The organism is Prochlorococcus marinus str. MIT 9515 (assembly GCF_000015665.1).
In the GTDB taxonomy this organism is placed as follows: domain Bacteria; phylum Cyanobacteriota; class Cyanobacteriia; order PCC-6307; family Cyanobiaceae; genus Prochlorococcus_A; species Prochlorococcus_A marinus_P.
Genome location: NC_008817.1, coordinates 1,031,006 through 1,045,432 on the forward strand (window position 1 = coordinate 1,031,006; position 14,427 = coordinate 1,045,432).

Sequence of the window (14,427 nt, forward strand, 5' to 3'; positions counted from 1 at the left end):
AAATTCAATATGAGATTGCGAAGTGGTTTACTAATCGGATTATTTGGGTTAGTAGTTGTGTTATTAGGAGGATGGTTTTTCACAATAGCAATCGTATTACTTACTTATATTGCACTACTCGAATTTTTTAGAATGGCTGAATTCACTGGAATAAAACCAGCCACTAAAACTACATTATTTTCATGTTTCATAATTACGATCTCAACATATCTAGAAACTATCGGATTCCTTGATAGAGAAATATACAATTCGATATTACCCATGTGTTCAGTTGGAATATGTACATGGTTACTGCTTCAGCCAAAGTCAGGGACTATTTCTGATATCGCAGCATCTATTTTTGGCTTGTTTTACTTAGGTTTTTTACCTAGTTATTGGATTAAATTAAGAGCAATTGAATCGACTATGGATAATTTGTCAGAGGGAATATTATCGTTCGAAAGCTTCTCTAATTCCACAGGTCTCTATCTAACATTAATTTCTTGCTTGTTAATAGTGGCGAGTGATATTGGTTCTTATTTTATTGGCAAGTCATTTGGGAAAAAGGCCCTTTCTCCCATATCCCCAAGTAAAACTCTCGAAGGTTTGATAGGAGGAATAATATGTTCAATTTTAGTCGCAACTTTTTTTGGTTTTTTACTTAATTGGCAAAATCCAATTTTAATTGGAATATTGTATGGAATGTTAGTTTCACTTATGGCTTTAGTAGGGGATTTAATCGAATCAATGATGAAAAGAGATGCAAAAATAAAAGATTCTGGAACTTTTTTACCTGGTCATGGTGGCATTCTTGATAGAATTGATAGTTATATTTTCACCCCATCAGTTATCTATTATATAATTATAATTTTAAAGTATTTTAGTTAATCATCAAAAATTACTTTTGATGATAAATCTACATTTATTACTTCATTTTTAATATTGCAGTAATTAACTTTAATATTTTTATCTAAAGGTAGGAATATCTTATTTTTATTTTTTATATCTTCTAGAAAAATCAAATTTTCCTTTAAATATAACAATAGAAATATCTGATTACTTAATTTATTTGTATTATAGTTACAATTAATTAAGTTATTAATAATAAATATATTTGATATAAACCCACTCTTTATAAGTGCTTTCTCTATTTTTTTTCTTAGATTTTTACATTTTTTTGAGAAAAAAGTATTTTCTAAACTTCTTGCATCTATTGTTAAAAAACTATTAATAATTAAATCTTCAGAATATACTAGATGATTTCTATAATTGAACTTTAAATTACAATCAAAGATTTTAATTATTATTTTATTTATATACAAACCTTCATAAATAATATTTTCAGCAACTAATTTGATTGCATCTATTTTGCCAAAACTATTTTTATTTAAAATTAAATTTAAAGAATGAATCTCAATCCTTGTACATACAGATTTCAACCAAGATTTAATTACAAACTTAATAAAATTATCAACTAAATTTTTGCTAATCACAAAAATAATCGTAAATAATTTTACCAGTTAATGATGGCATATCTATATGCGGAAGATGACCACAATTTTTCAACCCAATAAAATTTAACTGATCAATTTGTTTTATTTTTTTGATTTCTTTTGTCCCAAGAATTCTATCATTTTCTCCACAAATAGTTTTAATTGATATATTTTTCATATATTTATATGACCCTGCAAATCCTCCGCTTTTTGCAAAAGAAGCTAATGAATTTCTCCAACCATAACATCCTAAATGAATTGAGGCAATTTGCTCCTCCATTGAACCAACACTTTTATCTGGGTAGGCAAAAGCTTGCCGGCAAAGACTTTTTCTAACTTTAGGCAATCCTAAAAAGCTTGCTCCAATTTGGTTAAATGGAAACGGAATAATTTTGGATTCTCCAAAAAGTCCTGCAGGGGATAACAGGATTATCTTATCAATAAGATCGGGAATTTCCTTCGCCAAGTTTATAGCCACAGATCCTCCCATAGAAGCTCCAATAATCATTAACTTATTTTTTAAAGTTAAAGTATTAATAATATCTTCAAGATTAGAAATTATTTTATGAGCATTATATTCCTGTGTAGCAATCCTAGGAGTGAACCCAAATCCTAATAAGTCAGGTATTATCAACTGGAATTTATTTTTTAAAAATGGATAAATTCTCCTGAATTCTAGAAAACTACTATCAAATCCATGTAATAACAGTACAGGGTCTCCTGAACCTCCAATTACAACAGGAAATTTTGCATGGTTCCATTTTTCGTCAAGTTTTATCCAATTAACATCATTAGATATTTTTTGGCCTAATGGATCTTGAATAGAAAATTTAATTTTTTCAAAATTATCAATATTAAATTTATTGAAGTCTTTATAAAGATTTTTGTTCAAAGAATTTATGAAATCTTAATTTCTTGCCTTTCAAAATTCGAAATAACTTCAATAATATCTTGTTGACTGATTTTAAAAGGTAAAAAATGAATCTCAGATTTATCCCTGCATGTAAAATCGGCAATTCTCTGTAAATTATTATTTTCAAAAACATTTATACCTAATTGAGCGATAGTAGTTGGTAAATTTAATTTCTTCATTAATACCAATAATTGATTAATAGATTGGTTAGCTAATTTATTATTATTTTTGGTTTCTTCTAGTCTTAATTGCAATAATATTCCAACTCCAACAATTTCGCCATGTAAGGGCTTTTGTGTTGAAACTATTTGAGTGATAGCATTATGGAAAGCATGAGCAGCTGCCGTTCTACACTTTTCTCCTCCTATTCCTCCTATCAATCCCGCAGTAAGTGCACATCCTTCAACTACATTGCACCAAGAAGTATTTTGAAGAGATTGACTCTGATAAGCACTCTCTCCATCAATAAGAAGCTGATCTCTTAATACTCGTGATATTTGAATTGCTTGCTGGACAAGTCCATCTTTAACTTTTGAACTAGTTAAAGAAGATTCATACCATTTGGCCAAAGAGTCAGCTATTCCGCTAGAAAGTGTCCTCTTTGGAGCTGTTTTAATAAAGGCATGATCAAATACTAAAATTTTAGGACATGATTTCAACTCAATATCCTTAATGAATTGCCCAGTTGTTGAATAAATGTTTGATAGTGCAGTCCAGCCTGCACAAGTAGATGCACTTAAGGGAATAGTAATAACTGGGATGGAAAGAGAATCTGCTAAAAATTTCCCGGAATCTAAGACTTTACCTCCTCCTATGGCAATAATAGAATCACAATTATTTTTTAGTGCAATGTTTTTTACCCTTTTGAGATCTTCATAACAACAATCGAATTGCAGGTTAGAAATATGTGTATCAAGGTTTTCGCTAAGCAAATCTTTATAGATTTGCTGCCTAATATTATTAGTTACTAAACTTCTTCCTAAAAGTAATGGGCGTTTTGAAATACTTTTAATATGTGGTATAGCTTTTATCCAAGCTCCACTCCCCCTAAATATTTTTTCTGGTGATATTGACTGCATATGCACCTAGATTATTAAAAATTAGCTCCTGCTAATTCTTGAGAAGATTCTTCTGAGGAAATATTTACTGTAACTTTCTTATTTTCATCAATATCGACTAAAGCTTTGTCTCCATCTTTAATTCTTCCTGATAAAACTTCTTCAGCCAAACTATCTTCTAATAAGCGCATGACTGCTCTTCTTAAAGGTCTTGCTCCATAGGCTGGATTATATCCCTCTTCAACAAGTCTTTCTTTAAATGCTTCAGTAACATCTAATTTTATACCCTTTTCATTTAATCGAGAGAATACTTCTTTTAACATTATTTCTGCGATGTCTTTAACTTCGTTTTTAGTTAATTGTCTGAATACAATTATCTCGTCAAGTCTGTTTAAAAACTCAGGTCTAAAGTATTGTTTTAGTTCCTCGTTTACAAGAGATTTGATCCTATTGTATTGGCTATCTTCAACGGAATCGCCGGAAAATTCAAAACCTAAACCACCGCCACCTTTCTCGATAACTTTAGAGCCAATATTAGAAGTCATTATTAAAAGCGTATTTTTAAAATCAACTGTTCTACCCTTTGAGTCTGTTAATCTACCATCTTCAAGAAGTTGTAATAACAAATTAAAAACATCTGGATGAGCTTTCTCCACTTCATCGAATAAAACTACAGTGTATGGTCTTCTTCTTACAGCCTCTGTAAGTTGACCCCCTTCGTTGAAACCAACATATCCGGGAGGGGAACCGATTAACTTACTAACAGTATGTCTTTCCATAAATTCAGACATATCTAATCTAATCATAGCTTCCTCACTACCAAAGAAATATGATGCTAATGATTTAGTTAATTCAGTTTTCCCAACACCAGTAGGGCCTGAAAAAATAAAGCTTGCGATTGGTCTATTAGGATTTTTCAAACCGACCCTAGCTCTTCTAATGGCTTTTGATACTGCTTTTACAGCCTCATCTTGGCCTATAAGTCTTTGATGCAATGTCTCTTCCATATTAAGGAGTTTGACTGACTCGGTTTCTGTTAATTTCTGAACAGGAACACCTGTCCATGAAGCCACTATATGAGCCACATCTTCTTCACTTACAAGAGGGTTTTGAGTAATATCAATGCCACCGTCTTCAGTTTCCGAAGCATTACTTGAATTATTTTTATCTAAGCTCTCTTTTTTACTATCTAAAAGCTCTTTAATTTTTTCAGACAATTCAATTTCCTTTTCCCTTAACTGACCTGCTTGATCAAAATTTTGATCTCTTACTGATTCTTCTTTTTGTTTTTGAACTTGTCTTAATTCCTTATCAATTTGTTTGGCTTCGGGAGGAAGCTTAGAATTTATTAATCTTACTCTACTTCCTGCTTCATCTATAAGATCAATGGCCTTATCAGGTAAAAATCTATCCGATATATAACGATCACCTAAATGAGCGGCTGCTTCTAAAGCATCATCAGTAATTTTTAAACGATGATGTTGTTCGTAACGTTCTCTTAAACCTTTCAAAATTTCGATTGTATCTTCAATAGATGGCTCTCCCACCATCACCGGTTGGAATCTTCTTTCCAGCGCTGCATCTCTTTCTATATGCTTTCTATATTCATCCAAAGTTGTAGCTCCTATGCATTGGAGTTCTCCTCTAGCTAAAGCTGGCTTTAATATGTTAGCGGCATCGATAGCACCTTCAGCAGCTCCGGCTCCGATTAAAGTATGGACTTCATCAATAACCAGAATAACGTTTCCAGCTGATTTGATCTCTTCCATTATTTTTTTTAATCTCTCTTCAAATTCACCTCTATATTTTGTTCCTGCAACAAGAAGTCCTATATCAAGGGTTAAAACCCTTTTATCTTCAAGTATGTCAGGAATTTCTCCAAGTTGAATTCTTTGAGCTAAACCTTCTGCTATAGCTGTTTTACCTACTCCTGGTTCACCAATAAGCACAGGATTGTTTTTAGTTCTCCTACCTAAGATTTGAATAACTCTATCTATTTCCTCATAACGTCCGACAACTGGATCAAGTTTTGATTCACTTGCAAGCTTTGTTAAATTCGTTCCGAATTCATCGAGAGTTGCTGTCTTTAAATTTCCTTTATTTGATGAAGTCCCACCTGTACCAACGTCAGCGGTCTCTCCAAGCATTCTTATAACCTGGGTTCTGACTTTTGTCAGATCAATTCCTAGATTTTCTAAAACTCTTGCAGCCACACCTTCGCCTTCCCTGATTAAACCAAGAAGTAGGTGTTCGGTGCCTATATAGTTATGTCCTAATTGACGAGCTTCTTCGAGAGACAACTCCAATACTCTTTTTGCTCTTGGAGTAAAAGGAATCTCAACTGCAACGAAACCCGAACCTCTTCCTATAATTTTTTCAACTTCTATTCTTGAGTCCTTAAGATTTACTCCTAGTGATTTAAGCACCTTAGCTGCAACGCCAGTACCTTCACCAATTAAGCCTAGTAATATTTGTTCTGTTCCAACAAAATTATGTCCAAGCCTTCTAGCTTCCTCTTGGGCAAGCATAATGACTTTTATGGCTTTTTCTGTAAATCTTTCGAACATTAGAGGGTTTTAGTTCCTTACTAATAACCTACCAGTATTAAGTCGATTTTGTGTTCAGAATGAGCTTTTGTGAATACCCAAAAGTTTCATTTAGTAAAATTAAAATTAACTTATTGATGATATAGCTTCTTTTTTGAGTGATTTCAAGGATTCTGGTAATCCGCACAAAAAAATTTTTAACAATTATTTTATGAATATTTTTTCTTTCAAAACAGCATCAGAACCGTCTTTGTAGTAGTTTTTTCTTCTACCTACAGTTAAAAAATTGAATTTGCTATAAAAGACTTCAGCAATTAGGTTGGTTTCCGAAACTTCCAATAATAATTTTTGTATATTTAGTTTTTCACATTGTTTAAGTAAATAGTTCATTAAATAGCTGCCATAACCTTTTCGACGAAAGCCTTTTTTTATAGAAAAATAATTTATTTGTGCTTCATCAATAATTGTATGAACGACATAAATTCCAATTATTTTGTTACCTATTAATATCCCAACAACTTTGACACCTTTTTTATTAAATTCACTTTCCCATTGTCTTCTAGTCCATAAACAAATTGTATTTGCATCTAATTCAAAGCATAATTCAAATTCTTTATGATCAATTTCTTTAATTGAAATCATTAAATTAATTATTGTCTCTTATAGTAATTTTAAAATTAAATTAATAATAGAAGTTCTGAAAGTTGTAGAATGATTTTATGTGAAAAGAGAACCTATGAATGAAAAAATTTCTTTTTTAAAAAATAAAATAAATTTAAGTAGTCCTAACAAAAATATTGTACCTATAACTACCAATATTGACATTACCGAAAAGTTAAATATTGGTGGTTGTTCTATTGAAGATTTGGTAAAAAAATACGAATCGCCTTTATATATATTGGATGAAATCACTTTAAGAAATTCCTGTAGAGCTTACAAAAAAGCATTAGAAAAATATTATCGAGGAGTGTCCCTACCAATATATGCCTCTAAAGCAAATAGTTCATTATTTATGAGTAATCTGGTAGCTTCAGAGGGATTTGGTCTTGATGCAGTTTCAGAAGGTGAATTACTGACTGCTTTAAAAGGGGGAGTGCCAAATGAAAAAATTGTTTTTCATGGAAATAATAAATCTGATAAGGAAATTGCATTTGCCATAAAAAATAAAATCAAAGTAATTGTAGATAATGAACATGACCTTAAAAGACTAGAAGAAATATCTAATTCATTAAATTTTGATCTAGAAATAATGATTAGATTTACCCCGGGAATAGAATGCCATACCCATGAATACATAAGAACCGGTTCTTTTGATAGCAAGTTTGGCTTTGGAATTGAGTCTCTAACTAAGTTATTCGGAGTGATAATCAAAACCAAGCACCTAAAATTAATTGGATTACATGCTCATATAGGTTCTCAGATCTTTGAACTTGAACCACATAAAGATCTCGGAGAGATAATGGTAAATGTTATGCTCCAAGCTAAAAAGTTTGGCCACAACATAAAAGAACTAAATGTCGGAGGTGGATTAGGAATTAAATATACCCAGGAAGATGATCCTCCTTCCATTGATGAGTGGATCAAAACAGTTTCTTCATCCATTGAACAAGCTTGTAAAAAAAATAAATTAGATTTACCTTTACTTATGTGTGAGCCTGGGAGATCAATAGTTTCTACCGCTGGGGTAACAATATACAAAATTGGCTCATTTAAAGAAATTCCTGGGATAAGGACATACCTATCAGTTGATGGTGGCATGAGTGATAATCCCAGGCCAATCACATATCAATCTAATTATTCTGCTTGTTTAGTAAATGACCCTTTAAATATTAATTCCAAAAATAAATATACTGTTGCGGGTAAGCATTGTGAGTCTGGAGACGTTTTATTTAAGGAAATTGAACTAGGTAAATGTAAAACAGGTGATTTGATTTGTGTTTTTGGTACTGGCGCATACAATAATTCAATGAGTTCTAATTACAACAGAATTCCTAAACCTGCTGCTGTTTTAGTTTGTAATGGGGAAGCAGAAATAATTCAAAAAAGAGAAAGTCCACATGATCTTCTTAAAAACGATGTCTTACCCGATCGCTTTATCAATCAAAGTTAGGTACATTTAAATAAATTAAATTTTAATGTGAATTTTTGGGGGTTTATAAACTTAAAGTTTTTATTAGATGTATTATTTGCAGCTGGATTTGGACTTTTATTATTCTCAAGAGTTAAAGAACAAAGAACGTTATGGCTTTTGAGAGGATATTTATTTTTAGTTTCTTTTGCTTGGTTTATTCAAAGATATGCTTATCTTCCACTAACGTCAAAATTAATTGATGCAGTTGTTCTTGCTTGTTCTTTATCTTTAGCAATTCTTTGGCAAGGAGAGCTTAGAAGATTGATGGAATTACTCGGTACTGGTAGGTTGGCGGTATTACTAGGAAATCCACCTAAAGAATTTAGAGCTACATCTACAACAGTTAATCAGTTAGTTGATGCAGCAGGAAAACTATCTCAAAATAGAAAAGGAGCTTTAATAGTTGTAGATTTAGGATGCGATTTAAGACCTGAAGATTTTTTATATTCAGGTATAAATATTGAAGCGCAATTGTCTACTGATCTTTTAATAAACTTATTTGCAACAGATACCCCATTACATGATGGAGCTGTTTTGGTAAAAGGGAATAAAATAATTTCAGCTGGAGTAATACTTCCTCTATCTCGGCAAGGGATTAGTCGATACGGCACGAGACATTTAGCTGCATTGGGAATAACAGAAAGATTCGACAGATGTATATGCATTGTAGTTTCAGAAGAAACAGGTACTTTGTCATTAGCTAATCAAGGAAAACTTGAAAGACCTATTACAAGTAGTCGATTGCAGGAGCTTCTCATAAAATTTGTAGGTAATCCAAAATCATCTGCAAACAAAAGCACTTTTTCCCAAAATATAAATACGAGTGATAATATTACTATTGAAAACGATTCAAATAAATCAGATTAAAGATTAATTCATGAGATCGCAAAAAATATCAACTAAAGAAAATTCAAAATTATCTAATGAAATAGATAAACTTCGAGTACCGAAGCACATTGCAATAATCATGGATGGGAATGGAAGATGGGCCAGTAAAAAGGGTTTACCCCGATCATTTGGGCACAATAAGGGTGTTAATGTTCTCAAGGAAATCATTAAAGTATCTAAAAACTTAGATTGTCAAGTACTTACTGTTTATGCATTTTCAACGGAGAATTGGACAAGACCTTCTACAGAGGTTGATTTTCTCATAAATTTGTTTGAAAAAGTTTTGAAAAAAGAAATTACTGAGATTCATCAAGAATCAATAAAAATTAAGTTCATTGGAGATTTATCCCCTTTTCCAAAGGCATTAAAATCAATAATAAATAGTTCAGAAACTCTTACAAAAAATAATAAAAATTTCACATTAAATATCTGTGTTAATTACGGAGGTAGGCAAGAAATAGTGAAAGCCGCAAGAGAAATAGCAATTAAATCTTTGGCAGGCGAAATAAAACCCAGTGAAATTGATGAACAATTATTTAATTCACAACTACTAACTCATGGGATCAAGGATCCTGAATTACTTATACGTACCAGTGGTGAGAAAAGAATAAGTAATTTTCTTTTATGGCAATTGGCTTACTCTGAAATTTATATAACTGATGTATTATGGCCTGATTTTAATGAAATTGAATTTTTCAAAGCAATTATTGACTATCAATCAAGGGATAGGCGTTTTGGAGGTATACAATCATTACCAAATAAATCTTGCAAAGATTCTAACTATTCTTCCTAATCAAAAATGATTAATTCAGATAATCAAAAATTTAGCAAAATTAGATTTGACTGGGCAAGGGATGAGATTTTGGAAATATTAAATTACCCATTAGTAGATTTAATGTGGGAAGCTCAAATTATTCATAGAAGATTTAATGAATATAAAGTTCAACTAGCATCTCTTTTCAGTGTGAAAACAGGCGGATGTGAAGAAAATTGTTCTTACTGTAGCCAATCAATTTATAGCTCTAGTCAAATAAAGAGTCACCCTCAATTTGAAGTTGAAGCTGTTTTAAACAGAGCCAAAACAGCAAAAAAAGAAGGGGCTGATAGGTTTTGTATGGGTTGGGCTTGGAGAGAAATTAGAGATGGCAAACCTTTCAACTCAATGCTTGAAATGGTTAAAGGTGTAAAAGAACTTGGAATGGAGGCATGTGTAACTGCAGGGATGCTTACAGATGAGCAGGCCTTGAGACTTGCTGATGCGGGACTAACTGCATACAACCATAATCTTGATACGAGTCCCGAATACTATAAAAATATTATTACGACAAGAACTTATCAAGACAGATTAGAAACTATTAAAAGAGTCAGAAATGCAGGTATAAATGTATGTTGCGGTGGAATAATAGGTCTTGGAGAAAATAATGGAGATAGAGCATCTCTTTTAGAAGTTCTATCAAACATGAATCCTCACCCTGAAAGTGTCCCAATCAATTCTTTGGTAGCTATAGAAGGAACAGGTTTGGAGGAAAAAAAAGAAATTGATTCCATTGAGATGATAAGAATGATTGCTACTGCTCGGATACTTATGCCAAAAAGTAAAATAAGATTAAGTGCGGGAAGGGAGAAGTTAACAAAAGAAGCTCAGATTATTTGTTTTCAATGTGGAGCAAACTCTATTTTTTATGGAGACGAATTACTGACCACATCGAATCCATCTTTTCAAGATGACCGGAAACTACTTAAGGATGTAGGAGTCTTATTTAATAAAGATTTTGAATATTGTGATAAAACTGTCTCGACAGTATGAAGAAGAATAATTATAAAATAGTTTCACTTTATTCTTTTTTCTCATTTCAAGAAAATTCAATAATTGAACTTAAGCAAAACTTGTTAAGGATTGAGAAAGAAAATGATCTTTCAGGCCTATTAATAATTGCTAGTGAGGGAATTAATGGAACCATCTGCGCTGAAGAGAAAATTATTGAGAATATCCTAAACTTAATAAAAAATATTGTTGGTAATAACCAATTAAATATAAAAGTTAGTTATTCAAAAGAGAAGATCTTCAAAAAATTAAAACTTAAAATAAAAAATGAAATTGTTACTATGGGCGTTCCTGAAATAAATCCATTAGAAGACGCAGGAACTTATATTGATTCATTTAATTGGAATAAATTAATTAAAGATAAGGATACAATCGTAATTGATACTAGAAATCATTATGAAGTATCTATAGGAAGTTTTAAAAAATCAATCAATCCAAATACTAAAAACTTTAGTGAGTTTCCTCAATGGGTTGATAATAATTTAGATAATCATTTAGGTAATGAAAATTCAAAAAATATAGCTATGTTTTGTACTGGAGGCATTAGATGCGAAAAAGCTACTACACTACTAAAAAACAAAGGCTACAAAAATATTTTCCATCTAAAAGGAGGAATCCTTAAATATCTCGAGGATATTTCAAAAGAAGAAAGTCTTTTTGAAGGAGAATGTTTTGTTTTTGATAAAAGAGTCGCATTAGATCACGAATTAAAAAAAGGTTCCTATTCAATTTGTCATGCATGTGGAATGCCAATTTCCATTGAAGATCAAACAAAAGTAGAATATATCGAAGGTATTCAATGTCATTTTTGTATTAACAAATTCACCGATGAAGATAGAAAAAGATTTGAAGAAAGGCAAAAACAGATAAATAAATTAAAAGTTAAAAATCAAGAAATTAGTAATAATTAATTGATGAAAATTATGGAAGTTGAAGAATTACAAAACATAGCATATTCCTTAGGTCTAGTTATAAAAATACAAGTTAGAGAAACACTTGGATTATGTTTTTTTAAAATTGTTGTAGCAGAACAAAAAGATAATGTCGTAAAGATTTGGGGAGAAATGAAAGGTTGGAATTTCTTAAACAAGCAAGGTATTCAGCTAGACACATTAAGAATACTTAGTAACTCTCCGCCTCTTGTTTCAGAATTAATATGGGCATCTACCATGGCTTGGGCCATCAAAAAGAAAAACAGTAAAAAAGTAAGGTTGTTAGCGATTTACGACACCGAAGGATATAGTAAAAAACTTGTTAGATATTTTAAGATTATTGGATTTAAAATTGTAAAAGAGGTCGGTTCTAGTCCAATAGATCTTTTTTTAAGGTTAGTTTGGGGAGGGGCAGGAACTCTAATGACAGGAGACAGTTTATATATCTTAAATAAAATTGAAAAAAAACTTTCTTCTATTAATAAGCCTCAACCAGCGTGATAACTACTTCTAACTAAAGGTCCACATGATACTTTCTTAAACCCTAATTTCTTGGAAAAATTTGTTAGATATTCAAATTCACTTGGTTCCCAATATTTTTTAACTGATAAATGCTTCAATGAAGGTCTTAGGTATTGTCCAATTGTAATTTGATCGCAATTTACTTTTTTTAGATCAAGAATTGTTGTTTCTATCTCCTTTAATGTTTCTCCTAAACCCAACATAATTCCTGATTTAGTTTGAATATCAGGAGCAATAGATTTAGCTTTTTCTAGCAAGCTTAAAGAATTTTTATAACTAGCTCCTCTACGAACTTCTTTTTGAAGTCTTTCAACCGTCTCAAGATTATGATTAAAACAAGTTGGTTTTTTTTCTAGTATGGTTCTAAGTCTCTCTTTTTGAAGTTTATCTTTATCTTCAAAACTTTTACCGCCGCCCCATAAATCAGGGGTTAGTACCTCAATTTGAATTTTTGGATCAAACTTTCTTATCTCATTAATCGTTGAAATAAATAAATTAGCTCCATGATCGGGGAGATCATCTCTAGCGACTGAGGTTAAAACGACATATTTTAAATTTAGGATTTTTACTGCTTCTGCGACTTGAATGCTTTCGAAGTTATTTAAGGGAGTAGGTTTACCTTTATTTACCTGACAGAAGGCGCACGCGCGAGAACAAATTGAGCCTCCCAGTAAGAAAGTAGCTGTCCCTGCTGCATAACATTCGGCTCTATTTGGACATCTTCCCTCTTCACAAATAGTATGAATATTCGATTTTTTTATAAGTGTTTGAATCTTCTCAAATTCAGAGGCTTTACTAATTGGAAATTTTATCCAAGAAGGAAGCCTTAAAATCTTTTCTATTTTAATTTGATTTTTATCTTTCATTTTTAAATTAAATTTGTTCTTCCTTCTAGAGCTCTAGCAAGAGTAACTTCATCAACGTATTCAAGTTCGCTTCCCATCGGAAGCCCATAAGCAATTCTTGTTACTTTGGTAAAAGGAGTTAATAATTTTCCTATATAAAGACTAGTAGTGTCTCCTTCAACACTAGGAGTTAATGCCAATATAATTTCATCAATCTCTGATTTACTAACTCTCTCAACTAAACTTCTTATTTCTAATATCTCTGGACCAATTGAATCCATTGGAGAAATCAATCCACCAATAACATGGTATACCCCCTTAAACTCTCTAGCTCTTTCTAAAGCTAATAAGTCTTTAGTCTCTGCTACTACACAAATTATATTTTGATTTCTCTCAGCATTTCTGCAAATATCACATTCTTCTTCTGAAGTTAAATTAAAGCATTTTTTACAATGGCCTACATTACTATGAGCCTCTAATAATGCCTTGGAGAAATCTCTGATACTACTTTCAGATTGTTTCAGAATGAATAATGCCAACCTTTGAGCTGTCCTTGGACCAATTCCTGGAAATTTCTCAAAATGACCAATTAATTTTGAAAGTGGTTTGGTAAAAGTTGTCAAGGTAAAATTTCTTCTAAGATTAATTTAGACGCATATTTTGAAATTTGTTCTATTTGTTTGCTTTTAATGTCTTATTATGTTTTTAATTAATAATTTCTTAAAAATGAAGAATATTAAATTTAAACCTTTTAAATACCTATTATTAATATTTTTATGTTTTACCTTAAGTGCATGCAGTGGAGGACTTAATGCAGGATTAGAGGCTTATCAAAGTCCTGATGGAAGATATGCTTTTTTATATCCAACAGGTTGGACTCGAGTGAAAGTAGATGGCGGTCCTGAAATTATTTATCATGATTTAATTAATAGTAACGAAACACTTAGTTTAGTTATTTCAGAAGTGAATAAAGAAATTGATTTAGAACAATTAGGTAGTCCAACTGAAGTTGGGCAAACTTTAATAGATAAAGTCATTGCTCCTGAAGGTTCAGGTAGATCAGTTCAACTTGTTAATGCAAATAAAAGAGAGTCCTCAAATCATATTTTTTATGATTTGGAATATAAGTTAAATCTTAATGATCAAGATAGGCATGAACTAGCTACTGTAGTAATTGATAGAGGAACTTTATACACATTTGCAGTAGGAACGAACGAAAGCCGGTGGAATAAAGTTAATGGTATGTTTAATAATGTTATTGATTCTTTTAACTTCTTAATCTAGTTAAAGAGATT

General features: G+C 31.4%; 15 protein-coding genes. 8 read left to right on the forward strand and 7 right to left on the reverse strand.

Translation table 11 applies throughout. The features are described 5' to 3' along the window. Positions 1-9: 9 nt before the first annotated feature. Positions 10-867 (forward strand): phosphatidate cytidylyltransferase, encoded by an 858-nt coding sequence (locus P9515_RS05685; protein WP_011820482.1) that lies wholly within the window; start codon positions 10-12, stop codon positions 865-867. Here the strand turns inward: P9515_RS05685 and P9515_RS05690 are convergent. The 5 genes from P9515_RS05690 to P9515_RS05710 form a co-directional block, all read right to left on the reverse strand. Further along, positions 864-1,472, reverse strand: coding sequence for a hypothetical protein (locus P9515_RS05690; protein ID WP_011820483.1), 609 nt, complete (start codon positions 1,470-1,472; stop codon positions 864-866). The genes P9515_RS05685 and P9515_RS05690 overlap by 4 nt on opposite strands. Beyond that, positions 1,465-2,364: an alpha/beta fold hydrolase gene (locus tag P9515_RS05695; protein ID WP_011820484.1), complete on the reverse strand. Its 900-nt coding sequence runs from the start codon at positions 2,362-2,364 to the stop codon at positions 1,465-1,467. Before P9515_RS05695 ends, P9515_RS05690 begins: the two co-directional genes overlap by 8 nt. Before the next feature lie 5 nt (positions 2,365-2,369). Beyond that, positions 2,370-3,464, reverse strand: a complete 1,095-nt coding sequence (locus P9515_RS05700) for an iron-containing alcohol dehydrogenase family protein (RefSeq protein ID WP_011820485.1) — start codon at positions 3,462-3,464, stop codon at positions 2,370-2,372. Positions 3,465-3,478: 14 nt separating this feature from the next. Then, complete coding sequence (locus tag P9515_RS05705) at positions 3,479-6,010, reverse strand: ATP-dependent Clp protease ATP-binding subunit (RefSeq protein ID WP_011820486.1); 2,532 nt, start codon at positions 6,008-6,010, stop codon at positions 3,479-3,481. Positions 6,011-6,193: 183 nt separating this feature from the next. After that, positions 6,194-6,631 carry a GNAT family N-acetyltransferase gene (locus tag P9515_RS05710; protein WP_011820487.1) on the reverse strand — a complete coding sequence of 146 codons (438 nt, stop codon included), beginning with the start codon at positions 6,629-6,631 and terminating at the stop codon, positions 6,194-6,196. Between the two features lie 94 nt (positions 6,632-6,725). On the opposite strand from P9515_RS05710, the gene lysA reads away from it, so the two are divergent. The 6 genes from lysA to P9515_RS05740 are packed head-to-tail and all read left to right on the forward strand — an operon-like array spanning position 6,726 to position 12,266. Then, on the forward strand, positions 6,726-8,099 hold the full coding sequence (lysA, locus tag P9515_RS05715) for a diaminopimelate decarboxylase (protein ID WP_011820488.1): 1,374 nt from the start codon (positions 6,726-6,728) through the stop codon (positions 8,097-8,099). 27 nt (positions 8,100-8,126) lie between these two features. Further along, positions 8,127-8,987: a diadenylate cyclase CdaA gene (gene cdaA, locus P9515_RS05720; protein ID WP_011820489.1), complete on the forward strand. Its 861-nt coding sequence runs from the start codon at positions 8,127-8,129 to the stop codon at positions 8,985-8,987. 10 nt (positions 8,988-8,997) lie between these two features. After that, entirely contained in the window at positions 8,998-9,801 is an 804-nt protein-coding gene (locus P9515_RS05725; protein WP_011820490.1) for an isoprenyl transferase, read from the forward strand. Between the two features lie 6 nt (positions 9,802-9,807). Further along, entirely contained in the window at positions 9,808-10,815 is a 1,008-nt protein-coding gene (bioB, locus tag P9515_RS05730) for a biotin synthase BioB (RefSeq protein ID WP_011820491.1), read from the forward strand. Continuing rightward, entirely contained in the window at positions 10,812-11,744 is a 933-nt protein-coding gene (gene trhO / locus P9515_RS05735; RefSeq protein WP_011820492.1) for an oxygen-dependent tRNA uridine(34) hydroxylase TrhO, read from the forward strand. The genes bioB and trhO overlap by 4 nt, the downstream gene beginning before the upstream one ends. A gap of 12 nt (positions 11,745-11,756) precedes the next feature. Next, the gene (locus tag P9515_RS05740; protein WP_041710732.1) at positions 11,757-12,266 is read left to right on the forward strand and encodes a hypothetical protein; all 510 of its coding nucleotides are present in this window, start codon (positions 11,757-11,759) and stop codon (positions 12,264-12,266) included. Here the strand turns inward: P9515_RS05740 and lipA are convergent. Then, on the reverse strand, positions 12,254-13,153 hold the full coding sequence (gene lipA, locus P9515_RS05745; RefSeq protein WP_011820494.1) for a lipoyl synthase: 900 nt from the start codon (positions 13,151-13,153) through the stop codon (positions 12,254-12,256). The two genes, P9515_RS05740 and lipA, sit on opposite strands and share 13 nt — an antisense overlap. Before the next feature lie 2 nt (positions 13,154-13,155). Continuing rightward, complete coding sequence (gene recR, locus P9515_RS05750) at positions 13,156-13,755, reverse strand: recombination mediator RecR (RefSeq protein ID WP_011820495.1); 600 nt, start codon at positions 13,753-13,755, stop codon at positions 13,156-13,158. 103 nt (positions 13,756-13,858) lie between these two features. Between recR and psbP the strand changes: the two genes are divergently transcribed. Further along, positions 13,859-14,416, forward strand: a complete 558-nt coding sequence (gene psbP, locus P9515_RS05755) for a photosystem II reaction center PsbP (protein WP_041710733.1) — start codon at positions 13,859-13,861, stop codon at positions 14,414-14,416. Positions 14,417-14,427 lie beyond the last annotated feature (11 nt).

What these genes read in the sequence shown, in the direction of transcription:
- P9515_RS05685 (WP_011820482.1), top strand. Translation starts at nt 10, where the DNA reads ATGAGATTGCGAAGTGGTTTACTAATCGGATTATTTGGGTTAGTAGTT.
- P9515_RS05700 (WP_011820485.1), bottom strand. Translation starts at nt 3,464, where the DNA reads ATGCAGTCAATATCACCAGAAAAAATATTTAGGGGGAGTGGAGCTTGG.
- P9515_RS05705 (WP_011820486.1), bottom strand. Translation starts at nt 6,010, where the DNA reads ATGTTCGAAAGATTTACAGAAAAAGCCATAAAAGTCATTATGCTTGCC.
- P9515_RS05710 (WP_011820487.1), bottom strand. Translation starts at nt 6,631, where the DNA reads ATGATTTCAATTAAAGAAATTGATCATAAAGAATTTGAATTATGCTTT.
- lysA (WP_011820488.1), top strand. Translation starts at nt 6,726, where the DNA reads ATGAATGAAAAAATTTCTTTTTTAAAAAATAAAATAAATTTAAGTAGT.
- P9515_RS05725 (WP_011820490.1), top strand. Translation starts at nt 8,998, where the DNA reads ATGAGATCGCAAAAAATATCAACTAAAGAAAATTCAAAATTATCTAAT.
- bioB (WP_011820491.1), top strand. Translation starts at nt 9,808, where the DNA reads ATGATTAATTCAGATAATCAAAAATTTAGCAAAATTAGATTTGACTGG.
- trhO (WP_011820492.1), top strand. Translation starts at nt 10,812, where the DNA reads ATGAAGAAGAATAATTATAAAATAGTTTCACTTTATTCTTTTTTCTCA.
- P9515_RS05740 (WP_041710732.1), top strand. Translation starts at nt 11,757, where the DNA reads ATGGAAGTTGAAGAATTACAAAACATAGCATATTCCTTAGGTCTAGTT.
- lipA (WP_011820494.1), bottom strand. Translation starts at nt 13,153, where the DNA reads ATGAAAGATAAAAATCAAATTAAAATAGAAAAGATTTTAAGGCTTCCT.
- psbP (WP_041710733.1), top strand. Translation starts at nt 13,859, where the DNA reads ATGAAGAATATTAAATTTAAACCTTTTAAATACCTATTATTAATATTT.